Below are 22906 nucleotides of genomic sequence, written 5' to 3'. Positions count from 1 at the left end.
TAAACACCAGAAGCCAGTCGCGAACCATGTCGCTGGTCGAGGCGGTTGCGAACGTGGCGGTCGGCTACGGCGTCGCCGTCGTAACGCAGATCCTGATCTTCCCGGTCTTCGGGCTGCACACGACGCTGGCGCAGAACCTGAAGATTGGCGCGTTGTTTACGGTGGTGAGCATCGCGCGGTCCTTCGCCCTGCGGCGGCTCTTCGAGGCGATAAGAGTGCGCGGGGCACGATGAGAGACCGCCGCCCCGGTGGGACGGCGGTCATCAAGTTGTCGGGGTCGGGTGCGTCAGGCGCCAGGGAGTTTGTACACGCGCCCCCGGTTCTCGACCTTCTCCGAGGTGACCTCGAGCCCGAGCTTCTTCTTCAGTGCCCCGGCCATCGCGCCTCGCACCGTGTGCGACTGCCAGCCCGTTGCGGCCATGATCTCCTCGATTGTCGCGCCGTCCGGCGCACGCAGCATGGCGATCAGGGTGGCCTGCTTGGTGCCCTCGCGCGGCGTGCGCGTCTTGGGCGCAGCTTTCGGTTCGGTGGGGGTGTCCGGCGCAGGCTCCTCGGTTGCCGCGTTCGTCGCGCCCGCAGGCGCGGGGTTCGCGTCCTCGGGCTCGATCCCGATGGCGGCGAGGCCTGCGTTGCTGGCGACCAGCGTGACGCCATGGCCGTGGCCGGTCTCGCGCCAGACGGGCTCGCCCTTGCGCGTGTCGGCGTCGACTTCTTCGAGGAGGCCCTTGGCGAGCATCGCGCCGACCACCTTGGCGGCGGCGCCACCCCGCAGGCTCTCGGGCAGCGGCAGGGCGACGCGGTCCTCGCGTTGTGCCGCGGCGCTGAGGATGATGGCTTGGGTATCGGAAAGCTTGGTCATGGGGTCGTCTCCGTATTCGGGCCCGCGTCATGCGGCGCCTTCTACGACCCCGAGCCGCGCCTCGGCGCGGCAGGAGTTCCGGCGGTGCCGGAGATCAGCGGGCGTGTTCGCCTTCGCCGAACGCGCTGTCGGTGATGCGCTTGAGGAGGCTGGCGTAGTGTTCGAGGGTGCCGACCATGGCCCAGCCCACCTCGTCGGGGTGGCAGTTGAAATGGTCATCGCTGAGCGCCTGCAGGCGGGCGAGCATCTCGTCGATCTCGGTCTTCTTGCCGATGAATGCCGCGAGCGCGGCTTCCTTGTTGCGCCGCGCTTTCTCGGCGCGCAACTCGTGACGCGGGGTGGTGATCGGGTTCAGGCGGGTGGTCATCGTCGTGGCTCCAGGTGAGTTGCATCGTCCTTGTGGGATGGACGTTCGCTCCGGCGGACCGGCTTATCAACTCGATAAGCACCTGACTTTGAATGATAATCGGAGCCGTCGATGCAGGGCATGAGCGAGCGCCAGTACGCCGCCCATGTCGGGCTATCGCGCGGCGCGATCCAGAAGGCTAAGGCCGCCGGCCGGCTCGTCCTGCACGAGGATGGCAGCATCGACGCCGCGGCTTCGGACAAGCGGCGTGCAGAGACGACCGACCCGTCGAAGACCCGCAAGCCGCCCGCGCCGAAGCTTAAACCCGTGCCCGAGGCCGCCGTCGCCGCCGTCGGCGACACGCTACGGGAACAGGGGCTGTCCGCCCCAGCCGTCGGCGGCGGCACGACCTTCCTGCAGGCCAAGACCGCGAACGAGGTGCTGAAGGCGCAGGAGCGGCGCATCCGGCTCCAGAAGCTGAAGGGGGAACTGGTCGACCGCGCGCGGGCAGAGACGCTGATGTTCCGGCTCGCGCGCGACGAGCGCGATGCGTGGGTGACCTGGCCGGCGCGCGTCGCCGCCTTGATGGCCTCGGAGCTCACCGCGGCGCTGGGGGACGGGTCCGAGGTGGAGGCGGCGCTGATGCAGAAGGTACTGGAGGCCCATGTCCGCGCCCAGCTCGACAGCCTTGCGGAGATCCGACCCGGGCTTGGATGACGATCTTGTCGGGTTCGACGGCTCCGCCGCTCTGCTCCGCGCCTGGTCGCGGGGCCTGCGCCCCGACCCGGACCTGACCGTCTCGAGTTGGGCCGACCGCCACCGGAAACTCGCCTCGCGCGCTTCGGCCGAGCCCGGGCAGTACCGCACCGCGCGCACGCCCTACATGCGCGAGATCATGGACCGGCTTTCGCCCGGCGATCCGACCCAGCGGATCGTGTTCATGAAGGCCGCGCAGGTCGGCGCGACCGAGGCCGGCAACAACTGGATCGGCTTCGTCATCCACCAGGCTCCGGGGCCGATGCTGGCGGTCCAGCCGACGGTGGACCTGGCCAAGCGCAACTCGCGCCAGCGGATCGACCCGCTGATCGACGAGAGCCCGGACCTGCGGGAGCGGGTCAAACCGGCGCGATCCCGCGACGCGGGCAACACGATGCTGTCGAAGGAATTCGCGGGCGGCATCCTGATCATGACGGGCGCGAACTCGGCGGTCGGGCTGCGCTCGACGCCTGCACGCTACATCTTTCTCGACGAGGTCGACGCCTATCCAGCCTCGGCCGACGAGGAAGGCGATCCGGTGACGCTCGCGGAAGCGCGGTCGCTGACCTTCGCCCATCGGCGCAAGGTGTTCCTGGTGTCGACGCCCACGATCCGGGGTCTGAGCCGGATCGAGCGGGAGTTCGAGGCATCCGATCAGCGGCGCTACTTCGTGCCGTGCCCGCATTGCGACGCGATGCAGTGGCTGAAGTTCGAGCGGCTGCGCTGGGAGAAGGGACGCCCGGAGACGGCGGAATATCACTGCGAGGGCTGCGAGACGCCCACCGCGGAGCATCACAAGACGAGGATGCTCGAGCGCGGCGAGTGGCGCGCGACCGCCACCGCCGCCGATCCGACCACGGTCGGCTACCATCTGTCGGCGCTCTACTCGCCGGTCGGGTGGCTCAGCTGGCAGCGGATCGCGCGGGCACATGAGGCCGCACGGGGCAGCGACGAGGCGATGCGGGCGTTCCGGAACACCATCCTCGGCGAGACCTGGATGGAGACCGGCGAGGCGCCCGACTGGCAGCGGCTTGCGGACCGGCGCGAGGCGTGGGCTCCAGGCACGGTGCCCGAGCGCGGGCTGTTCCTGACCGCAGGAGCCGACGTGCAGAAGGACAGGATCGAGGTCGATGTCTGGGCCTGGGGCCGGGGTCTCGAAAGCTGGCTCGTCGATCACCTCGTGCTCGAAGGCGGCCCCGGCGATCCGGCCTGCTGGCAGCAGCTGACCGACCTGCTGGGTCGGACGTGGACGCATGCCTCGGGTCAGCCCATGGCGCTTGCCCGGCTCGCGATCGACACGGGCTACGAGACCAGCGCGGTCTATGCCTGGTCGCGCCAGGTGGGTTTCGCGCAGGTCGCGCCGGTGAAGGGCGTCGAGGGGTTCACGCGATCGAGTCCGGTGACCGGGCCGACCTACGTCGATGCGACAGTCGCGGGCAAACGGCTCCGGCGCGGCGCCCGGCTCTGGACCGTGGCGACCTCGACCTTCAAGGCCGAGACCTATCGCTTTCTGCGGCAGGACCGGCCGACGAGAGAGGAACAGGCCGCGGGTGCGCTGTGCCCGCCCGGCACCATCCACCTGCCGGACTGGGCGGACGGTGAATGGCTGAAGCAGCTGACCGCCGAGCAGCTGGTGACGGTGAAGGGCAAGCGTGGCTTCACGCGGCTCGAATGGCAGAAGCTCCGCGAGCGCAACGAGGCGCTGGACACGCGGGTCTATGCCCGCGCGGCGGCGTGGATCGCGGGGGCTGATCGCTGGCCGAAGGCGCGGTGGGCCGAGCTGGAAGCGCAGCTCGGGGTGGCGAAGCAGGACGGGTCTGAGCCCGGTCCAGCGACGGCGCCATCCGCCCCAACCCGAACGACGCCGCGCCGACGCACGGTGCGCTCGAGCTACATGAGGTGATCCATGGCCACGGCCGCAGAGCTCCGCGCGCGCCGCGACGCGCTGACCGCACAGCGGTCCTCGGGGGTGGCGCGGGTCAGCTACGACGGCAAGACCGTGGACTATCGCAGCGTGGCCGAGATCGACCGAGCCATCGAGGCGCTGGATCGCGAGATCGCCGCGGCCGAGGGACGTCGGATCGTCCGGCAGGTCCGCGTGACGACGACGAAGGGACTCTGATCGATGGGCCTCTTCGACCGTTTCCGCCGCCGGGGTTCCGCAGGCCCCGCTGCGGTGCGTGCCCGTCTGGAAGGTGCGATGGCGAAGCGGCGGCTGCGCGGGTGGAACCCGCCGCTCGAGAACATCAACGCGCTGGTCGCCTCGGGCGGCCCGCGGCTCCTGGCGCGGTCCCGCGAGCTGGTGGTGACGAACGGTTATGCCGCCAACGCCTGCGAGGCCTTCGCGGGGAACCTGGTCGGGGACGGGATCAAGCCGTCCTCGCTCATCGGAAACGCGGATCTCCGCGACCGGGTCCAGCGGCTCTGGCTCGCCTGGACCGACGAGGCCGACGCCGACGGTCTGACCGACTTCTACGGCCTGCAGGCCATGGTCGCGCGCGAGATGTTCGTCGCGGGCGAATGCTTCGTCCGGCTCCGACCTCGGCGTGCGGAGGACGGACTGCTCGTCCCGGTGCAGCTGCAGCTTCTACAGTCGGAGATGCTGCCCTTCGAGAAGACGGAGACCGCGGCCAATGGCAACCGCATCCGCTGCGGGATCGAGTTCGATGTGATCGGCCGGCGCGTAGCCTACCACTTCCGCCGCCGCCACCCGGGCGATAGCACCGACCAAGGGGCCGTGATCCCGGAGACGGTGCGCGTGCCGGCGGCGGACGTGCTGCACATCTATCGCCCCATCGACGCGGGCCAGATCCGGGGGCTGCCGCATATCGCGCCGGCGATGGTGCGGCTGTTCCTGCTCGACCAGTACGACGACGCCGAGCTCGACCGGAAGAAGACCGCGGCGATGTTCGCGGGCTTCATCACCAAGACCGCGCCGGAAGAGCCTATGATGGGCGAGGCGGAGGCGGATCTCGACGGGGCGGCCATCGCGAGTCTCGAGCCCGGCACGATGCAGGTGCTTCTGCCAGGCGAGGACGTGAAGTTCTCGTCCCCGGCGGACGTCGGCGGCGGCTACGAGGCGTTCCAGTACCGGACGCTGCTGGCGGTCTCGGCCTCGCTTGGGCTGCCCTATCACCTCGTCACCGGCGATGTCCGGCAGGCGAACTACTCGAGTCTCAGGGCCGAACTCGTCGAGTTCCGCCGCCGCATCAGCCAACTGCAGCATGGCGTCATCGTGCACCAGCTCTGCCGGGCGGTCTGGCGGCGCTGGCTGGAGACCGCGGTCCTGTCGGGCGCGCTGGATGCCGATCCCGCGGTTGTGCGGCCGGTGCAGTGGATCCCGCCACGCTGGGACTGGGTCGATCCGCTGAAGGACATCCAGGCGCAGGTGCTGGCGATGGAGTCCGGCATCACCTCGCGGCGCAAGGTGGTCGAGGCCACCGGCTACGACATCGAGGAAGTCGACCGCGAGAACGCCGCCGACGCCGCGCGCGCGACTGGGCTCGGCCTGCGCTACCGCACGAGCCCCGGCGAGACGCAGGGCGCTCGCGCGACGCCCGCGACGCGGCCTGACCCGGGCGCTGACGCCGGCAACGACACGGACGACGGCACCGACGCGACCGATCCGGCCACCGAACAGGAGTGACGACATGGCAAGCTGGTATGCGATCCGCGCCCGGGGGACCGGCGCGGAAGTGGCGATCTATGACGAGATTGGCGCCTACGGGGTTTCGGCGAAGGGCTTTCTCGCCGAACTTGGCGCGCTGCCCGAGGGCATGCCCGTCGATCTGCGGCTCAACAGCCCCGGCGGATCGGTCTTCGACGCGGTCGCGATCCACAATGCGCTGAAGCGACACGAGGGCACCGTCACGGTCTGGATCGACGGCATCGCCGCCTCGGCCGCCTCCTACATCGCGATGGCGGGCGACGAGATCGTCATGCCCGAGAACGCCTTCCTGATGATCCACGATCCGTCAGGCCTCGTGATGGGCACGGCCGAGGACATGCGCGCCATGGCCGAGGCGCTGGACAAGGTGAAGGGCAGCCTCGTCTCGGGCTACGCCGCGAAATCCGGCCGGCCGCGGGAGGAGGTCTCCGTGCTGATGGCCGCCGAGACCTGGTTCGATGCTGGTGACGCCGTGGCGCAGGGCTTCGCCGACCGGCTGATCGAGCCTGTCCGGATCGCCGCGAACTTCGCCATCGGTCGCTTCCGCAATGCGCCGCCTATCCTGGTCGACGCTATCGAAACCGAGCCGGAGCTCGATGACGAAAGCGACGGCGGTGAGATCGAAGCGGACGAGGATACCGACAACGCCACCGAAGGTGACAAGATCGCGGACGTCGAGGACGAGCCGGCCGCCGCCTCCAATGCTGCGCAGCCGCCCGCCGAAACCCCGCCGCCGAGCGGCGCGCCGCCCGATCCCGCCTCGATCCGCGCGCAGGCCATTGGGCATGCCCGAGCCGTCGTAGATCTCTGTCGCCTCGCCGGCCAGCCGCAGATGGCGGGTCGCTTCCTTGAACAGGACGCGAGCCTCGACGAGGTCCGCGCGGCGCTCCTCGCCGCCAAGGCCGAGGCGGAGCCCGAGATCGCGCCCCATCACCCGCAGCCCGGCCGCTCCTCGGCCGCGCGCCCTTGGGGCGAGGTCGTCGCCCGCACCTTCAAGCTGAAAGGATGACACCATGACCACGCTGGTCGAAGGCAAACACCCCGGCGGCTTCCTCGTCTGGGAGGCCTTCCGCGACTACACCCGCGAGACGATCACCGTCGCCGCGGGCACGCTCGAGCCCGGCACGGTGCTTGGCAAGATCTCCGCCTCAGGCAAGTACGCTGCCCACGACCCGGCCGCCGTCGACGGCACCGAGACCGCCGTCGCGGTTCTCTGGGGCAAGGCGGATGCGAGCGCCGGCGATGCGCCCGCCGTCGCAGTCGTTCGCGGACCCGCCATCGTCAACCGCCACGACCTCGTCTTCGCGGGCACCCCCAGCGAGGGCGAGATCGCGGCCGCCCATACGGCGCTTCTCGCCGCGGGCATCCTCGTCCGCTGATCCAAGTCCCCAATTCCCGCGCGTCCGGACGGAAAACCAGGATCCACTTTTCCTGGACGCGCTCATGACAAGAGGCATCCAAATGGCCACCATGGACATCTTCGAAGGCGATGCCTTCACCATCGTCGAGCTCACCCGCGCGCTCGAGAACATTCCCTTCAAGCCCGCGTTGCTCTCGGGATCGAACCTCTTCAGCCCGCGCGGCGTGCGCTCCCGCACCGTCGTGATCGAGAGCCGCGACGGCACGCTGTCGCTCATTCCGTTCTCCGAGCGCGGCTCGGCCTACGAACAGCAGGTGCCCGACCGGCGCGAGATGCGCGCCTTCGTCTGCCGCCAGTTCAAGAAGCAGGACGTGCTCTGGGCCTCGGAGATCCAGTCCGTCCGCGACTTCGGCTCGGAGAGCGCGACCCAGCAGGTGCAGACCGAGGTCGCGTACCGGCTGCGCAAGCTCCGCCAGGACGCCGAGACCACCTTCGAGTACCACCTGCTGAACGGCATCCAGGGGCTGGTGAAGGATCCGAAGGATCACGCCACGGTCGTGAACTACTTCACCGAGTTCGGCATCTCGCCGGCGACAGAGATCGACTTCGACCTCGACAATGCGAGCCCGGCCTCCGGGGCGCTACGGAAGCGCTGCCAGGCGCTGATCGAGAGCGTGGAGGACTCGATGGGCGGGCTTTCGGCCGGGGCCGTGCAGATCCGTGCCGAATGCGGCTCGGCCTTCTTTGCTGATCTCGTGGCCCACAAGGAGGTGCGGGAGACCTACCTCAACACCGCCGCGGCGGCCGATCTGCGGGGCCGCGTCGCCGACGAGGTCAGCTTTGGCGGCATCAACTTCCGCCGCTACCGGGGCGGCGTCGGCTTCACCGTGCCGACCGACAAGGCGTTCTTCTATCCCGAGGGCATCGAGGGGCTCTTCGAGATCTACTATGCCCCCGCCGACACGTTCGAAACGGTGAACACCCTCGGCCAGCCGCTCTACGCCCGCACGATCCCCGACCGGGATCGCGACGAGTGGGTGCGGCTCGAGATCGAGAGCAACCCGCTCCCGATCTGCACACGGCCGCAGGTGCTGCGCTCGGCACGGCGGACCTGAGTCAGAGCGTGACGCCGTATCGGGCGTGAAGATTGCTGAGATGCCGGACCAGCCAGTCGGCCGGTTCGGTATCCTGCCAGAAGCGCCAGAGTTCGGGATAGCTCATCGCCTCGAACGCCGGCGATGATCCTGCCACGCGCGCCCTGAACTCCTCGATCTCGTCTCGATGGGCCACGAACTCGGGACCGGCGGTCGGGTTCGCGGGCTCCCAGAACAGATAAAGCAGCGTCACCGGTCGGTCGGGGAAGCTGCGTGCCAGTCCGAACGCATGCTTGATAAGCTGCGCAGCGTCGAGCCAGGTGTACTGTTCTGGGCGATCCCGGAGGCGCAGCATCTCGCGAAAGTATCCCTGATCGCGCCGCGTGTCCCTGATCTGCTCTGCGTAGGCGGGCGAGAATTCGGCCCGGTGGGCCGACAGGTGTTCGGTCAGCTTGGACTCGATCCCGACCACGCCGCCGGGGCCCGAAAGCACGACGTCGAGGTTGGGTGCACGGCCGCCGCGGAGTCCGGTGGGGCATTTCCGTTCGAAGCGAAGATCGTCGAAACCGATACCCATCGGCATGGCGAGGCCGGCGATCCGGCTCCGAAACGGCGCGAAGCAGTTGACCGCCAGCCCGGATGAAGAATGGGCCGCCCGGAACTTGGTCTCCAGTTCGTTGCCGTCGCCCGAGGACAGGTCTGCCTCGAAATCCTCCAGCGAGACCTGCGGAAGCAGGGTGTCGCGAAAATCTGCAACGTAGCCCTTCGGGTCGAGAGATGTGTCCGGGTGCTGGTGAACGAAAGCCTCTGAAAGAGCTTGAACGGCTCGGATCCTCGTCGGGCGTTCTGAAATCGGTTCCTGTTTCATGGGAGCAGTATAGCCATGACCAGCGCGTTCGCATCCGCCCTCGACGCGCTCTTCGCGGATGCGCATCTCGCGCGCGACATCGTCTACATTGCCGAGGGCGGCGCGCCTTCGCTGGTCCGGGCGATCCTGCGCCGGCCCGATGACGTTACCGGCTTCGGCGAGGCGCGGATCTGGTCGGAGAGCACCCGGCTGGATCTGCGCCTTTCCGAGGTGGCCAACCCGCGTCCCGGCGACCGCATCGAGATCGACGGCGAGGCCTTCCTCATCCAGGGCGAGCCCGTCCGCGACCGCGAGCGGCTCGTCTGGACTGTGGATCTGCGTCCGGCCTGACCGCGATGAAGTTGAAACTCGACATCACGCCGGACCTCGTCGTCGCCATGGCCGCCGAGGTGAAGGCGGGCGAGAAAGCCGTCACCGCCGCCATGCGAGAAGCGGGCACCGAGCTGAAGACCGCCTGGCGCAGCCAGATCACCGGCGCGGGGCTGGGACGCCGGCTCGCCAACTCGATCCGGAGCCAGACCTATCCGAAGGCCGGCGAGAGCCTGAACGCCGCCGCGCTTGTGTGGTCGAATGCGCCCGTCATAATCGGCGCCCACGACACCGGCCCGCTGATCCGCTCGAAGGACGGGTTCTGGCTGGCGATCCCGACCGAGGCTGCCGGCCGCGGTCTGCGCGGCGGCAAGATCACCCCAGGTGAATGGGAACGCCGCCGCGGCTTGCGGCTGCGCTTCGTCTACCGCCGACATGGGCCGAGCCTGCTTGTGGCGGAAGGGAGGCTGAACAGCCGGGGGCTCGGCGTCGCATCACGCTCCAGGACCGGCCGCGGCCGCACGACGGTGCCGATCTTCCTGCTGGTCCCGCAGGTCAAGCTGCCCAAGCGGCTCGACCTCGAAAGGGACGCCGGGCGGGCACTCGACAGCGTTCCGGGGTTGATCGTGGCGAATTGGGTTGAGGGGCGGCTTGGATGAGTGCGCAACCATTGGAAGAAACCGCTGGACGCTCGACGGGGCGCGCTATTCAGCGCCGATCCATTTCAACACAGCAAGCGCCTCTGCCGAACTACGAACGCGAAGCTTGATTTCCCCGCGTGACGTTTCTTCCGAAACGGGAAAGCGCTCTTTGGTCTCGCCCGGATCAATAAGCCCTGCATTCAAGGCAGGCTTCCGAAAGTACCACAGTGCCCACTTCTGATTCAGGACCGCTGAATACAGCCAGTCGCCCTTGGCTTCGAAACGAAGTTCTCGTTCTATGTAACCATGTCCGGCCGGGCGCACCGTGGTCCCGCCGGGAAAACGCGCATGAGCAAAGGTCAAATAGGCGTCGCGGACGCCAGCGTCGATGGCTGTTGCCTCTCGTAGCTGTTCTTCGAGTCTATGCGGATCAAGCAGCATCTTTCCTCCCACCGCTTGGTTCCGCGCGGCCTTCATTAATCCAAACACCCTCGAAACAAACGTCAAGCGCGGAGTCGCGTGACAGATATGCCCACAGCACGCGAAACCATCTTCGCCGCGCTGCACGCGCGACTCTCGGTACTGCCTGCCACCGTGCTCCGCGGCGAAGTGCTTCCCGAGCGCGTCCCGGCCGAGGGGCTGCTGATCCTGCGTGACGGCGAGCCGGGGGAGCCGGAGGTGACGTTGTCGCCGCTGCGCTACCACTATCAGCATCGCGCCGAGATCGAGGCCGTCGTCCAGGGCGCGGACCGTGACGTCGCCTTCGACACGCTGATCGCGAGCGTCGGTGCGGCACTCGCCGCCGACCGGACGCTGGGCGGCCTCTGCGACTGGGTCGAGGCTGAAGCGCCGCGGCCAGTGGACCTGCCAGTCGAGGGCGCCGCGAGCCTCAAGGCGGCGGTGATCCCCGTTATGCTTCACTATTCCACGGCCGACCCGCTCGGCTAGCGCCGACGTGTCAGTTGCCGCGACAGGTGCCGTAGTAGCCGCCCGAGAAGTAGCAGTATTCCCGGGCCACTCCGGCAGCGATCATCTGAGCGGCGATGTCGCGACCATCGGGGAGGAAGCACTGCCCGACGATCCGCCCGTATTGGTCGATGTCGCGTACACGACAGGTCAGGCTTTGCCCGGCGACCAGCCGCTGCAGAGTGGATGTCGCGGCGGAAGCACCGCGCTCGTTGCGTTCGGGAGCATCGAGACCCCAGACACGGATCGGCCGATCAACGCCGCGAAGTGATAGGGTGTCGCCGTCCGTCACATAGCGGACCGCGCCGCTCACGGTATTCGTCTGTGCCAGGACGGGGGCGTTCAAAAGAACAAGGACCGTGAGGACAGAAACGATTATCCGGGTGGTGATCCAGCGACCGGAAATGCTGAGCGGGGAATTCGGACCAGTAATGCGCATGACCTTCATGTGCGGCACGGCCTGACCGAACGCAACCGCGCATCAACAACATCAAGGAGTTCACCATGGCACGAGCCCAGGGGGCGCGGGCGCTGATGGCGCTTGCGTTCGAGACGACCTATGGAACGCCGCCCGCCAGCGGCTTCACCCGCATGCCCTTCGCCAGCACCTCGCTGGGGGCGGAGCAGCCGCTTCTGAACTCGGAGTTGCTGGGCTACGGCCGCGATCCGCTGGCGCCGATCAAGGATGCGGTGACGGCCGACGGCGATGTCGTGGTGCCGCTCGATGCCGAGGCCTTCGGATTCTGGCTGAAGGCGGCGTTCGGCGCACCGACGACCACTGGCGTGGATGCGCCGTACACCCACGAGTTCCAGTCGGGGTCCTGGACGCTGCCCAGCATGTCGATCGAGACCGGCATGCCGGAGGTCCCGCGCTACGCGATGTATTCCGGCTGCGTGCTCGACCAGATCACCTGGCAGATGCAGCGCTCGGGCCTGCTGACCGCGACGGCGCGGCTCGTGGCGCAGGGCGAGACGGTGGGCACGACCACCAGCGCCGGGACGCCCGCCGCGCTCGAGCTGAAGCGGTTCGGCCATTTCAACGGGGCGATCACGCGCAACGGAACGGCGCTCGGCAATGTAGTCTCGGCCGAGATCACCTACGCCAACAACCTCGACCGGATCGAGACCATCCGCTCGGACGGGCGCATCGACGGCGCGGACCCGTCCATAGCGGCGCTGACCGGCCGGATCGAGGTGCGCTTCGCCGACCAGACGCTGGTGACGCAGGCCATCAACGGCGAGGCCTGCGAGATGGAATTCGCCTACGTCCTGCCCTCGGGCGAGAGCTTCACCTTCACGGTGCACGCCGTCTACCTGCCGCGTCCCCGCATCGAGATCTCCGGGCCGCAAGGCGTGCAGGCCACCTTCGACTGGCAGGCCGCCCGCGACAGCGTCGTCGGCCGGATGTGCACCGCAACCCTGATCAACGACATAGAGGTGTACTGAGGATGCTGACGCTCGACCTGACCAACGCTCCGCGCTGGCACGACCTCGCCCCCGGCGTCCGGGTGCAGCTGCGCCCGCTGACCACAGCGCTGATGGTGGCGACACGCAGCGACCCGGCTGTCGAGGCCGTGCCCGAGGAGGCCTCCGACGAGGAGCGCGCGGTCGCCTTCGCCAAGGCGCTGGCGCGGCGGGCGGTGCTCGCCTGGGAGGGCATCGGTGACGCCGATGGCAACGCCATCGATCCCAGCGCGGAGGCCATCGACGCGCTGCTCGACGTCTGGCCGATCTTCGAGGCCTTCCAGCTGACCTACGTTTCCAAGGGCCTGCTGCTGGAGCAGGAAAAAAACGCCTCCGCGCTCTCGCCGAATGGTCCTTCGGCGGGGGCGAGCGATACTGCGAGGGTTGCGAACCCTGCGGAGCCAGCGCGCAAGCCTGCCCGGACTGCCCGGCGCGGCTGAACCGTCCGGAAACGCCGGAGGGTTGGCAGGTCTGGGACCTCGTCGGCCGCCTCGGCGGCCAGCTGCGCGTGCTCCCCGGCGCGGTGATCGGCTGGGACATGTCGGCGGCGCTCGCGCTCGGTGACGCCCTCGGCGTGCCGCCGCTCGCCATGGCCGAACTGCTGCCGGTCATCGAGGCAGTGATGGTCACCAAACTCAACGAACAGATGGATCATTCCCATGGCTGAGAAGAGGGTCAGCGTCCGCCTCGCGGCCGTGGGCGGACGGCAGGTGCGCGCCGAGTTGGAAGGCGTGGGCGAAGCCGGATCGCGCGGCTTCGGACGGCTGAGCCGGGAGATGGAGGCGGCGAACGCCCGGCTCGCGGCCTTCTCGCGACGAGTGCGGGTCGCGGCCGCCGCCGCCGTGGCAGCCGCTGCCGCCGCTGGCGTGGCGATGATCCGGTCCGGGCTGCAGACCGTCGATGCACAGGCCAAGCTCGCCCAGTCCCTCGGCACCACCGTCGCCTCGATCCAGACGCTGGAGCGCGCGGGCGAACTGGCGGGCGTGTCGATGTCCGGCATCGAACAGGCCACGAAGGACCTGACGCGCCGTCTCAGCCAGGCGGCCGCCGGGACCGGACCCGCCGCCGACGCGCTCGACCGGCTGGGGCTTTCGGCCAATGAGCTGATCGCGCTGCCGCTGGACCAGCGCGTCGGCGCGATCAACGCCGCCATCGAAAGCTTCGTGCCTGCCGCCGAGCGCGCCGCCGTCGCGGGTCAGCTCTTCGGCGAGGAAGGCTCCATCGCCATGTCGCGGATCGACACCGCGACGCTGCGCCAGGCGACAGAGGACGTCCTCGCCTTCGGGGTCGTCGTCTCCGAGCAGGATGCCGACCAGATCGAGCGGACGAACGATGCCATCTCAAGGCTCGGGCTGATCTGGCGCGGGCTCTCCAACCAGCTGGCCGTCGCCGCAGCCCCGGCACTGGAAGCCGTCGCCGACGCCATGGCGGCAGTCGCCAGCCGGACCGGACCGCTTGGCATCGCGATCCGCGGGCTCTTCGACAACATCGGCCGCCTGACCACCTATGCCGCCACCTTCGCCGCCTTCCTCGCGGGGCGATGGGTGGCTGGCATGGCCGCTGCGGCGCTCTCCGTGCGCGGGCTCGCCACGGCGCTGGTCGTCCTGCGCGGTGCGCTGATCCGCACCGGCATCGGGGCGCTGATCGTCGGCGCGGGCGAGCTCATCTACCAGTTCACCCGCCTCGTCTCCGGCGCGGGTGGGTTCGGCGAGGCGATGTCGCTCTTGAAGGACCTCGCGGTCGAGGTCTGGGAGCGCATCAGGATGGGCGCTGCTGCGGCGGGTGCGGCCGCCACGGCGATGTTCTTCGACCTTAAGGCCGACGCCGCGTCGGGCATGCAGGGCGCCATCGAGAGCGTCGTCGGTTTCGGCAACACTGCCGCGAACACGTTCGAGGGAGCCTACGAGGCGATCAAGGCGATCTGGGGCCTGCTGCCGGCCGCAATCGGCGATCTGGCGTTCCAGGCGGCCAACAGCCTGGTCGATGGCGTCGAGGCGATGCTGAACGGCGTGGTCTCGCGCATCAACGGCTTCATCGGCGGCATCAACCAGGGGCTGGAAGCGCTCGGCTCCGAGCGGCGCATCTCGCTGGTGCCCGACCTCGACCTCGGCGAGATCGAGAACCGCTTCGAAGGGGCGGCGACCGCCGCGACGACAGCGGCGCAGGCAGCCTTCGACCGGGCCTTCGAGGACAATCCGCTGACCGCCCCCGATCTCGGCCTGACCGAGGCGGCAAACCGGGCGCTCGAGTCCGCCAACGTCTATCGCGGCGCGGCCCGCGATCTGGCCGAGGGGGCTCGCGCGCCTCTCGAAAGCTGGCAGGCGCTGCGCGACGCGGTGCGCGGTACCGACGAGGCCAGTGCCGATGTGCTGACTGAGGCTACCGGTGCGGCCGAGCGGCTGGAGACGGCGCTCGGCGATGCCGAACGCGCCGCGACGGGTGCGAGTGCGGCAGCCGGAGCTGCCGCCGCTGCAGCGGAGCCCGCGACCGAGGCTGCCGTCACCGGCTGGCAGGCGGTCACGGCGGCGCTTTCGGACTACGCCAGCAAGGCGCGCGAGATCGGTGGCGACATCGGCCAGAGCCTCGTCGGCGCCTTCCAGTCGGCCGAGAACGCCGTGGGTCAGTTCGTGAAGACCGGCAAGCTGAACTTCCGCGATCTGGTCACCTCGCTGCTGGCCGATCTCGCCCAGCTGGCGGCGCGGCGGTTCATCCTCGGGCCGATCGCCAACGCGCTCTCCGGCGTGTTCTCCGGGGCGGGCGGCATCTTCGCCAACGTCCTGCATGCGGGCGGGATGGTCGGATCGGCCGGGCCCTCGCGCATGGTCCCGGCCATGGCCTTCGCCGCTGCCCCGCGAATGCATTCAGGCGGCATGGCGGGGATACGCCATGACGAGGTGCCCGCGATCCTGCAACGGGGTGAGCGCGTGCTGTCCCGACGTGAGGCGCAGAGTTACGGCACTGGCGGCGGGGTAAACGTCACCATCATGGCGCGTGACGCCGAGAGCTTCAGGCAGTCACGCACGCAGGTCGCGGCCGACATCGCCCGAGCGGTGTCGCTCGGGCGGAGAGGCATGTGATGGCGTTTCACGAGGTTCGGTTTCCCGACAACATCAGTCGCGGCGCGCGGGGTGGGCCGGAGCGGCGCACGCAGATCGTCGAGCTCGCTTCGGGCGACGAGGAGAGGAACGCCAGCTGGGCCAATTCGCGCCGCCGCTACGACGTCGCCTATGGCATTCGCCGCGCCGACGATCTGGCGGCGGTGGTTGCCTTCTTCGAGGCACGGAACGGTCGCCTGCACGGTTTCCGTTTCAAGGATTGGGGCGACCACAAGTCCTGCCTGCCTTCGGGCACGCCGTCGTCCACCGATCAGGCCATCGGCACCGGCGACGGCGCGGCGACCGCCTTCCAGCTGGTGAAGCGCTACGCCTCCGGCGCGCAATCCTGGACGCGCGCCATCGCCAAGCCGGTGGCGGGGACTGTGCGCATCGCCCTCGGCGGGGTCGAGCAGCCCTCCGGCTGGTCGGTCGACACCGCCACTGGCGTCGTCACCTTCAGCGGCGCGCCGGGCGCTGGCGTTGCGATCACGGCGGGTTTCGAGTTCGACGTGCCGGTCCGTTTCGACACCGACGTGCTCGACGTGACGCTCGACCTCGAGCGGCTCGGCTCGATCACCTCCATTCCGCTGCTGGAACTGCGCCGATGAAAACCCTCGATCCCGACCTGCAGGCCCATCTCGACGAGGGCACAACGACGCTCGCCTGGTGCTGGCGGATCACGCGGGCCGACGGCGTCACCTTCGGCTTTACCGACCACGACCGGACGCTCAGCTTCGACGGGACGGATTTCGAGCCCGAGAGCGGCCTGACCGCGTCCGAGGTTCGCTCCGGTTCGGACCTGTCGGTCGATGCGCAGGACGCCGAGGGCGTGCTGACATCCGACCGGATCACCGAGACCGACATCCTCGACGGCCGCTGGGACAATGCTGAGGTCGAGGTCTGGCGGGTGAACTGGGCCGACACGAGCCAGCGCGTCCTGATGCGGCGCGGGGCCATCGGCCAGATCCGGCGCGGGCGGCTGGCCTTCGTCGCGGAGGTCCGCTCGCTCGCCCATGTGCTGGGCCAGACGGTCGGGCGGACCTTCCAGGCGACCTGCGATGCCGCGCTCGGCGACGCACGCTGCGGCGTGGATCTGGAAGACCCGGCCTTTAAGGGCACGGGCGCCGTCATCGATCTCCTGCGCGACCGGGCCTTCACCGCCTCGGGCCTCGGCGTCTTCGCCTCCGGCTGGTTCACCTTCGGCACACTGGACTGGACGAGCGGTGCGAACGCGGGGCGGCGCACCGAGGTGCTGGGCCATGAGGTGACCGACGGCGTGGCGATCCTGACCCTGCTGGAGGCGCCGGTGCGGTCCATCGCCGAGGACGACGGCTTCACCATCCGTGCGGGCTGCGACAAACGGATGGAAACCTGCGGGGCGAAGTTCGCGAACACCGCCAACTTTCGCGGCTTCCCGCACATCCCTGGTCAGGACGCCGTACTCCGCTATGCCACCAAGGACGGTGGGCACGAAGGGTCGGTGCTGTGACCTCCGCCGATCCCACTCGCGTCATCGCCATTGCGCGCTCCTGGCTCGGCACGCCGTACCACGACCAGGCGAGTCTCCGCGGCGTCGGCTGCGACTGCCTTGGGCTAGCGCGCGGCGTCTGGCGCGAGGTCGTCGGCCCCGAGCCGTTCGCGATCCCGCCTTACAGCCGGGACTGGGGCGAGACCGGACCGCGCGAGGTTCTGGCGGACGGCGCGCGCCGGATGATGATCGAGGTGCCTCCCGTAGAGGCCGGTCCCGGCGCGCTGGTCCTCTTTCGCATGAAGCCCCGCGCCATCGCCAAGCATGTCGGGATCCTGACCGGCCCCGACAGCTTCCTCCACGCCTATGAGCGGCTCGGCGTGATCGAGGAACCGCTGACGCAAGCCTGGCGGCGGCGCATCGCCTTCGCCTTTCTGTTCCCGCAACGCTGAGATCCAACCATGGCAACGCTTGTCCTCGGCGCGGCCGGCGCCGCCATTGGCGGCAGCATCGGCGGCGCGATCCTTGGCGTGAGTGCCGCGACTATCGGCGGCTTCATCGGCTCCACCATCGGCTCTGTCGTCGACAGCTGGATCATCTCGTCGCTGGCGCCCACCCAGCGCATCGAGGGCGCGCGGCTCGACACGCTGCGCATCACCTCGGCCACCGAGGGCGCGGTGATCCCGCGGCTCTATGGCCGGATGCGAATGGGCGGCAACATCATCTGGGCGACCGATTTCCGCGAGGAGACCAGGACCACCACGCAGGGCGGCGGCAAGGGCGGCGGGGGCGGCAAGGTCAAGACCACCGAGTATCTCTACTACGCCTCTTTCGCCGTGGCGCTTTGCGAGGGCCCGATTACCGGCATCGGGCGCATCTGGGCCGACGGCAAGCCGATGGACCTCTCCGGCGTGACCTGGCGCTGGTATCCCGGTGACGAGACGCAGACGGCCGACCCGTTCATCGCCGCAAAGATGGGCGCGGCCAGCACGCCCGCCTATCGGGGCACGGCTTACGTGGTTTTCGAGGAGGTGGCGCTCTCGACCTATGGCAACCGCCTGCCGCAGCTGTCGTTCGAAGTCTTCCGGCCGTTGGCCGATCCCGACACCGCCGAGGGGCTGACCCGCGCCGTCACCATGATCCCGGCCTCGGGCGAGTTCACCTACGCGACGCAGGCGATCCGCAAGACCGATGGCGGCGCGACGGTGCCGGAGAACCTGAACGCGCTGGCAGACTCGACCGACATGGTGGAGGCGCTCGACCGGCTGCAAGCGATGGCCCCTTCGGTCGAGAGCGTCAGCCTCGTCGTCGCCTGGTTCGGCGACGACCTGCGCGCGGGCTCCTGCAAGGTGCGGCCCGGTGTCGAGGTCTCGGCCAAGTCGACCACGCCGGCCAGCTGGTCGGTGAATGGCGTCAGCCGAGCCAACGCCTTCCTCGTCAGCCGCGACGATCAGGATCGCCCGGTCTATGGCGGCACGCCGTCCGACTTCGCGGTGGTTCAGGCGATCCAGGAGATGAAGGCGCGCGGTCTGCGCGTCACCTTCTATCCGTTCATTCTGATGGATGTGCCGTCCGGAAATACGCTACCGAACCCCTATTCCGACAACGCTGCGGAGACGGGCCAGCCTGCCTTTCCCTGGCGGGGGCGGATCACCTGTTCCCCGGCGGCTGGTTTCGCCGGGACGGTGGACAAGACCGCCACGGCCGCCGCGCAGGTCGCGGCGCTGTTCGGTGCGGCTACGCCCGCCAGCTTCAGCGTCTCGGGCCAGTCTGTCTCGTGGACCGGACCATCCGGCGACTGGGGTCTGAGGCGCATGGTGTTGCACTACGCCCATCTCTGCGCGGCGGCGGGCGGGGTGGACGCCTTCCTGATCGGCACCGAGATGCCGGGGCTGACGACGATCCGCTCGGGCGCGTCCACCTATCCGGCCGTGCAGGCGTATCGGGACCTCCTTGCCGATGTCCGCTCGATCCTCGGGGCCGGGACGAAGATCGGCTATGCCGCCGACTGGTCGGAATACTTCGGCCACCAGCCGGGCGATGGCACCGGCGACGTGTTCTTCCACCTCGATCCGCTCTGGGCCGATCCGGAGATCGATTTCATCGGCATCGACAACTACATGCCGCTCTCGGACTGGCGCGACGGGTTCGAGCATCTCGACGCGCAAGAGGGCTGGCCCGCGATCTACGACCGGGCCTATCTGCAGGGGAACATCGTCGGCGGCGAAGGCTTCGACTGGTTCTACGCCAGCGCGGCGGATCGCTCGGCGCAGGTGCGCACCCCGATCACCGACGGTGCCGCCAGCAAGCCATGGGTCTTCCGCTACAAGGATCTGCGCAGCTGGTGGTCGAACGCGCACTACAACCGCCCCGGTGGTGTGGAGAGCGGGACGGCGACGGCATGGACGCCGCAGTCCAAGCCGATCTGGTTCACCGAACTCGGCTGTCCCGCCATCGACCGGGGGACGAACCAGCCGAACGTCTTCTTCGACCCGAAGTCGTCCGAGAGCTTCACGCCGCATTTCTCGCGGGGCTGGCGCGACGACGCCATCCAGCGCGCCTATCTGGAGGCGACGTACCTCTGGTGGGGCGAGGCCACGAACAACCTGGAGTCCTCCGTCTACGGCGGCCGGATGGTGCATGTGCCGGAATGCGCCGCCTGGACATGGGACGCGCGGCCCTATCCCTTCTTCCCGGCGCTGACCGATGTCTGGACGGACGGGGCGAACTGGCGGCTCGGCCACTGGCTGACGGGGCGGCTCGGCGCGGTGTCGCTGGCCGCACTCGTCCGGCACGTCTGTCTGCGCGCAGGTCTGCCCGAGTCCTTGATCGATGTCACCGGCCTCTGGGGCGCGGTCGAGGGCTACGCCATCACGGCGCTCGAAAGCCCGCGCGCATCGATCACCACGCTGTCGCGGCATTTCGGCTTCGACGCGGTCGAGACCGAGGGCGTGATCCGCTTCGTAATGCGCGGCCGGGCTTCCGTCGCCACCCTCACACCCGACGATCTGGTGGCCGCCCGCGAGGGCGACGTGCTGGAACTGACGCGTGGCCAGGAGACGGAGTTGCCGCAGGCGTTGAAGTGGCAGATCGCCCGCGCCGATGAGGATTACGACGCGGCGCTCGTCGAAGCCCGCCGCATTACGGTCGACACGACCCGGATCGCCTCCGAGTCCTTTCCAATGGCGGTGCCGCCCGAGGAAGCCGAGCGCCGCTGCCGCCGTGCGCTGATGGAGGCGTGGGTGGGGCGCGAGACGGTGGCGTTCCGTCTGCCGCCCTCGCGGCTCGCGCTCGATCCGGCCGACGCGATCCGGCTGGAGCATGACGGGCGGCTGGTCGATCTGCGGCTCGTCTCCATCGCCGACGCCGAGGCGCGCGGCATCGAGGCGGTGCGCCAGGACCGGGCGACCTACGATCTGCCGCCCGGCGATCCCCGCGCGGCGTCGCTGACGCGGGCCGTGGTGTTCGGCGCGCCGGATTCGGTGCTGATGGACCTGCCGCAGCTCACCGAGGACCAGCCCGCGCATCGGCCGCTGGTCGCGGCGTACGCTCTTCCCTGGCCGGGCGAGATGGCGGTGTTCCGCAGCCCCTCGACCGATGGCTTCGAGCTGCTGACGACGTTCGGCAGCCGCGCCCGGATCGGGGCGCTGGTCACCGACTTCTTCGTGGGGCCGACCTCGCGCTTCGACCTCGGCAATGCGCTGGTGGTCGATCTGCTGACCGGCACGCTGGAAAGCGTCACCGATCTGACCCTGTTCGGCGGGGCGAATGCGTTGGCAGTGGAAACCACGCCCGGCATCTGGGAGATCGTGCAGGCGGGCGCGGCCGAGCTGCTGGCGCCCGGCCGGTATCGGCTGACGCGCTTGCTGCGTGGCCAGCGGGGCACCGAAGGAGCGATGGGCAATCCGGCTCCCGCAGGCGCGCGGGTGGTGGTGCTGGACGACAGCCTCGCCTCACTGCCCATCGCCGAGGCCGATCTCGGCATCCCCTGGAACTGGCGCATCGGTCCCGCAAGCCGCCCGGTCAGCGACGAGACCTATGTGGCGCAGGCCTTCACGCCGGTGGGCGTGGGGCTGCGGCCGTTCTCCGTCGTCCATGTCGAGCAGCCGTGGCGCACGCCACGCGGTCCCGGCGATCTGACCATCCGCTGGACGCGCCGGTCCCGCGCGCTCGCGGCCGACAGTTGGGGCGGGCTTGAGGTGCCGCTCGGCGAGGAACTCGAAGCCTATGAAGTCGAGATCCTCGACGGTGCCACCGTGAAACGGGTGCTGAGCACCGCAACCACCAGCGTGGTCTACACCGCCGCCCAGCAGACCGCAGACTGGAGCGCGCCGCTCGCCCCCGGCGACACGCTCGACATCCGCATCTTCCAGCTCTCCGCCCTCGTCGGGCGGGGCGCGCCCAAGACCGTCACGCTGACCTTTTGAGGCATCGCAATGAGTTCTGGAAGAGCACGCATCCTGCGGCGTAAGCTTGGGTCATGCGCCCTGAAGACGAAGACCGAATAGCAGCCCAGCTTGCCAGAGTGATGGCCGTGGCCTGCGTGCGCAACACGCAGTTGGAGGCCCTGCATGCGGGCCGGACGCCCATCTCGCGCACCGGTGACGGCAGCGACGTCATCGTCCAAGATGCAGAAGGCAACCGCATTCCCTGGTCCGAGGTCTCTCGGATCGATGACGACGAGATGCGCGCGCTCATGCGCGAGATTGTCGATCGGCTCTACACCTTCCATCTGCGGATCGATGACCCGGCCTTCCGTGCCGAAATTGATCGCTGGGCCGCGATGACCGCGAAGTGGGACGCGGCGAAACCCGACCCAGTTCTGTCCGCGATTCCGGGGAAGACGCCCGAGCACGGGTAGCTCGTCAGCACCACCGCTGCGTCACTGTTCGCCGCCTGCCATGCAGGCGGCGTTCTCCGTTCTGGAGACCGTCCATGTCCGATGCCACGACCCATCTGCTGCTGCCCTACATCCTGGCGGCGCAGGCCCAGAAGCACATCACCCACAACGAGGCGCTGAGGATCCTCGACGGGCTCGTGCAGCTCTCCGTCCTCGACCGGGACCTGACCGCGCCACCCGGAAGCCCCGCCGACGGCGACCGATACATCGTCGCCTCCGGCTCAACGGGCGACTGGGCAGGCTGGGACCTGAACGTCGCGCTCTGGACCGATGGCGCCTGGCTCCGACTGCCGCCGCGCAACGGCTGGCGGGCGTGGGTCGAGGACGAGGGCCTGCTGCTGGTCTACGACGGCTCAGGCTGGGTCGGTACCACGCCAGCCGCGCTGCAGAACCTCGCGCTGCTCGGGCTGGGCACCACGGCAGATGCATCGAACCCGTTCTCGGCCAAGCTGAACGCCGCGCTCTGGACCGCGAAGACCGTCGCCGAGGGTGGGACCGGCGATCTATTCTACACCATGAACAAGGAGGCGGCAGGCGACGACCTCGGCCTGACGCTGCAGACCGGCTTTGTCACCAAGGCGCTGGTTGGGCTGTTCGGCTCCGACCGCTTTCGGCTCGCGGTCTCTGCTGACGGCAGCACCTTCTTCGACGGGCTGAGCGTCGACAACGCTACCGGCGTCGTCGACCAGCCCCGGCTGCCGCGCTTCAAGGCATACACCAACTACGACAACTATGTTGGTGTGGGGGCCTGGACGAAGATCGGCCTGAACAACACCGACTACAACGATCAGGGGGCGTTCGACGCCGCGAACAACCACTTCGTGGCGCCTGTCGACGGCACCTACCTCTTCGGCGCGACGCTGCTCTACAAGATCAACGCCAGCGCTACGGCCCGCATGCGCGGGCGGCTCGTGCTGAACGGCACGACCGAAATCCGCGGCTCCCTCGGCGAAATCTCCGCCACCCATGCTTCGCTCGCTACCGCGATCTGGCTGCAGACCATGGTACCGCTGACGGTCGGCGACACCGTCGAGCTGCAGGGGTATTTCCGGGTCGCGGACGGCTACTTCGCCGCCGATCACACGTCCTTCTGGGGCTGCAAGATCGGCTGAC

At 69.0% G+C, this 22906-nt stretch carries 26 protein-coding genes; 21 read left to right on the top strand and 5 right to left on the bottom strand.

All coding sequences use genetic code 11. The features are described from left to right. The first annotated feature begins 26 nt into the window (after window positions 1-26). Entirely contained in the window at window positions 27-233 is a 207-nt protein-coding gene (locus E3U26_RS03580) for a DUF7220 family protein (protein ID WP_499105485.1), read from the top strand. A gap of 53 nt (window positions 234-286) precedes the next feature. On the opposite strand, the gene E3U26_RS03575 is transcribed toward E3U26_RS03580, so the two are convergent. Both E3U26_RS03575 and E3U26_RS03570 read right to left on the bottom strand, forming a co-directional pair. Continuing rightward, complete coding sequence (locus E3U26_RS03575) at window positions 287-859, bottom strand: DUF3489 domain-containing protein (RefSeq protein ID WP_499105484.1); 573 nt, start codon at window positions 857-859, stop codon at window positions 287-289. 94 nt (window positions 860-953) lie between these two features. Beyond that, a complete protein-coding gene (locus E3U26_RS03570) occupies window positions 954-1226 on the bottom strand; it encodes a hypothetical protein (protein WP_499105483.1) in 273 nt (90 codons plus the stop codon). 111 nt (window positions 1227-1337) lie between these two features. Here E3U26_RS03570 and E3U26_RS03565 point away from each other — a divergent pair, with 111 nt between their 5' ends. The 7 genes from E3U26_RS03565 to E3U26_RS03535 all read left to right on the top strand — a co-directional run bounded on the left by E3U26_RS03565 (window position 1338) and on the right by E3U26_RS03535 (window position 8103). Next, window positions 1338-1922, top strand: a complete 585-nt coding sequence (locus E3U26_RS03565) for a hypothetical protein (RefSeq protein ID WP_499105482.1) — start codon at window positions 1338-1340, stop codon at window positions 1920-1922. After that, window positions 1870-3864, top strand: a complete 1995-nt coding sequence (locus tag E3U26_RS03560; RefSeq protein ID WP_499105481.1) for a phage terminase large subunit family protein — start codon at window positions 1870-1872, stop codon at window positions 3862-3864. The genes E3U26_RS03565 and E3U26_RS03560 overlap by 53 nt, the downstream gene beginning before the upstream one ends. A gap of 3 nt (window positions 3865-3867) precedes the next feature. Beyond that, window positions 3868-4083, top strand: a complete 216-nt coding sequence (locus tag E3U26_RS03555) for a phage head-tail joining protein (RefSeq protein ID WP_168782140.1) — start codon at window positions 3868-3870, stop codon at window positions 4081-4083. Between the two features lie 3 nt (window positions 4084-4086). Further along, on the top strand, window positions 4087-5607 hold the full coding sequence (locus tag E3U26_RS03550; protein ID WP_499105480.1) for a phage portal protein: 1521 nt from the start codon (window positions 4087-4089) through the stop codon (window positions 5605-5607). Between the two features lie 4 nt (window positions 5608-5611). After that, window positions 5612-6637, top strand: a complete 1026-nt coding sequence (locus E3U26_RS03545) for a Clp protease ClpP (protein ID WP_499105479.1) — start codon at window positions 5612-5614, stop codon at window positions 6635-6637. A 4-nt stretch (window positions 6638-6641) separates the two neighbouring features. Beyond that, the gene (locus E3U26_RS03540) at window positions 6642-7007 is read left to right on the top strand and encodes a head decoration protein (protein ID WP_499105478.1); all 366 of its coding nucleotides are present in this window, start codon (window positions 6642-6644) and stop codon (window positions 7005-7007) included. Between the two features lie 82 nt (window positions 7008-7089). Then, window positions 7090-8103 (top strand): major capsid protein, encoded by a 1014-nt coding sequence (locus E3U26_RS03535; protein WP_499105477.1) that lies wholly within the window; start codon window positions 7090-7092, stop codon window positions 8101-8103. Between the two features lies 1 nt (window position 8104). Here the strand turns inward: E3U26_RS03535 and E3U26_RS03530 are convergent, their stop codons facing one another. Further along, window positions 8105-8950, bottom strand: a complete 846-nt coding sequence (locus tag E3U26_RS03530; protein WP_499105476.1) for a PGN_0703 family putative restriction endonuclease — start codon at window positions 8948-8950, stop codon at window positions 8105-8107. Window positions 8951-8965: 15 nt separating this feature from the next. On the opposite strand from E3U26_RS03530, the gene E3U26_RS03525 reads away from it, so the two are divergent. Together E3U26_RS03525 and E3U26_RS03520 are read left to right on the top strand one after the other, a co-directional pair. Then, on the top strand, window positions 8966-9280 hold the full coding sequence (locus E3U26_RS03525; RefSeq protein ID WP_499105475.1) for a head-tail joining protein: 315 nt from the start codon (window positions 8966-8968) through the stop codon (window positions 9278-9280). A gap of 5 nt (window positions 9281-9285) precedes the next feature. Beyond that, a complete protein-coding gene (locus E3U26_RS03520; protein WP_499105474.1) occupies window positions 9286-9918 on the top strand; it encodes a DUF6441 family protein in 633 nt (210 codons plus the stop codon). A 45-nt stretch (window positions 9919-9963) separates the two neighbouring features. Here E3U26_RS03520 and E3U26_RS03515 read toward each other — a convergent pair whose 3' ends face one another. Then, window positions 9964-10341, bottom strand: coding sequence for a hypothetical protein (locus tag E3U26_RS03515; protein ID WP_499105473.1), 378 nt, complete (start codon window positions 10339-10341; stop codon window positions 9964-9966). Window positions 10342-10428: 87 nt separating this feature from the next. Between E3U26_RS03515 and E3U26_RS03510 the strand changes: the two genes are divergently transcribed. Next, a complete protein-coding gene (locus E3U26_RS03510) occupies window positions 10429-10848 on the top strand; it encodes an acyl-CoA transferase (protein ID WP_499105472.1) in 420 nt (139 codons plus the stop codon). Between the two features lie 10 nt (window positions 10849-10858). Here the strand turns inward: E3U26_RS03510 and E3U26_RS03505 are convergent, their stop codons facing one another. After that, entirely contained in the window at window positions 10859-11314 is a 456-nt protein-coding gene (locus E3U26_RS03505) for a thermonuclease family protein (protein ID WP_499105471.1), read from the bottom strand. A 56-nt stretch (window positions 11315-11370) separates the two neighbouring features. Here E3U26_RS03505 and E3U26_RS03500 point away from each other — a divergent pair, with 56 nt between their 5' ends. The 10 genes from E3U26_RS03500 (at window position 11371) to E3U26_RS03455 (ending at window position 22905) form a co-directional block, all read left to right on the top strand. Next, window positions 11371-12312 carry a phage tail tube protein gene (locus E3U26_RS03500; RefSeq protein WP_499105470.1) on the top strand — a complete coding sequence of 314 codons (942 nt, stop codon included), beginning with the start codon at window positions 11371-11373 and terminating at the stop codon, window positions 12310-12312. A 2-nt stretch (window positions 12313-12314) separates the two neighbouring features. Next, entirely contained in the window at window positions 12315-12770 is a 456-nt protein-coding gene (locus tag E3U26_RS03495; protein WP_499105469.1) for a phage-derived protein YdaY family protein, read from the top strand. Between the two features lie 68 nt (window positions 12771-12838). Beyond that, complete coding sequence (locus E3U26_RS03490) at window positions 12839-12997, top strand: DUF7697 family protein (RefSeq protein ID WP_227364206.1); 159 nt, start codon at window positions 12839-12841, stop codon at window positions 12995-12997. Then, on the top strand, window positions 12990-15407 hold the full coding sequence (locus E3U26_RS03485) for a phage tail tape measure C-terminal domain-containing protein (protein WP_499105468.1): 2418 nt from the start codon (window positions 12990-12992) through the stop codon (window positions 15405-15407). Before E3U26_RS03490 ends, E3U26_RS03485 begins: the two co-directional genes overlap by 8 nt. After that, window positions 15407-16033, top strand: a complete 627-nt coding sequence (locus tag E3U26_RS03480) for a DUF2460 domain-containing protein (protein ID WP_499105467.1) — start codon at window positions 15407-15409, stop codon at window positions 16031-16033. The genes E3U26_RS03485 and E3U26_RS03480 overlap by 1 nt, the downstream gene beginning before the upstream one ends. Beyond that, a complete protein-coding gene (locus E3U26_RS03475) occupies window positions 16030-16914 on the top strand; it encodes a DUF2163 domain-containing protein (RefSeq protein ID WP_499105466.1) in 885 nt (294 codons plus the stop codon). The genes E3U26_RS03480 and E3U26_RS03475 overlap by 4 nt, the downstream gene beginning before the upstream one ends. Beyond that, window positions 16911-17345 (top strand): C40 family peptidase, encoded by a 435-nt coding sequence (locus E3U26_RS03470; RefSeq protein ID WP_499105465.1) that lies wholly within the window; start codon window positions 16911-16913, stop codon window positions 17343-17345. Before E3U26_RS03475 ends, E3U26_RS03470 begins: the two co-directional genes overlap by 4 nt. Before the next feature lie 9 nt (window positions 17346-17354). Further along, window positions 17355-21320 carry a glycoside hydrolase/phage tail family protein gene (locus E3U26_RS03465; protein WP_499105464.1) on the top strand — a complete coding sequence of 1322 codons (3966 nt, stop codon included), beginning with the start codon at window positions 17355-17357 and terminating at the stop codon, window positions 21318-21320. A gap of 53 nt (window positions 21321-21373) precedes the next feature. Then, window positions 21374-21754 carry a hypothetical protein gene (locus E3U26_RS03460; protein ID WP_499105463.1) on the top strand — a complete coding sequence of 127 codons (381 nt, stop codon included), beginning with the start codon at window positions 21374-21376 and terminating at the stop codon, window positions 21752-21754. Window positions 21755-21828: 74 nt separating this feature from the next. Next, the gene (locus E3U26_RS03455) at window positions 21829-22905 is read left to right on the top strand and encodes a DUF2793 domain-containing protein (RefSeq protein ID WP_499105462.1); all 1077 of its coding nucleotides are present in this window, start codon (window positions 21829-21831) and stop codon (window positions 22903-22905) included. Window position 22906: the final 1 nt, after the last annotated feature.

Source organism: Paracoccus ferrooxidans (genome assembly GCF_029909815.1).
In the GTDB taxonomy this organism is placed as follows: Bacteria; Pseudomonadota; Alphaproteobacteria; order Rhodobacterales; family Rhodobacteraceae; genus Paracoccus; species Paracoccus versutus.
Note: the sequence above shows the minus strand (reverse complement) of the source record. Positions and strands in the feature narration are given on the sequence as shown.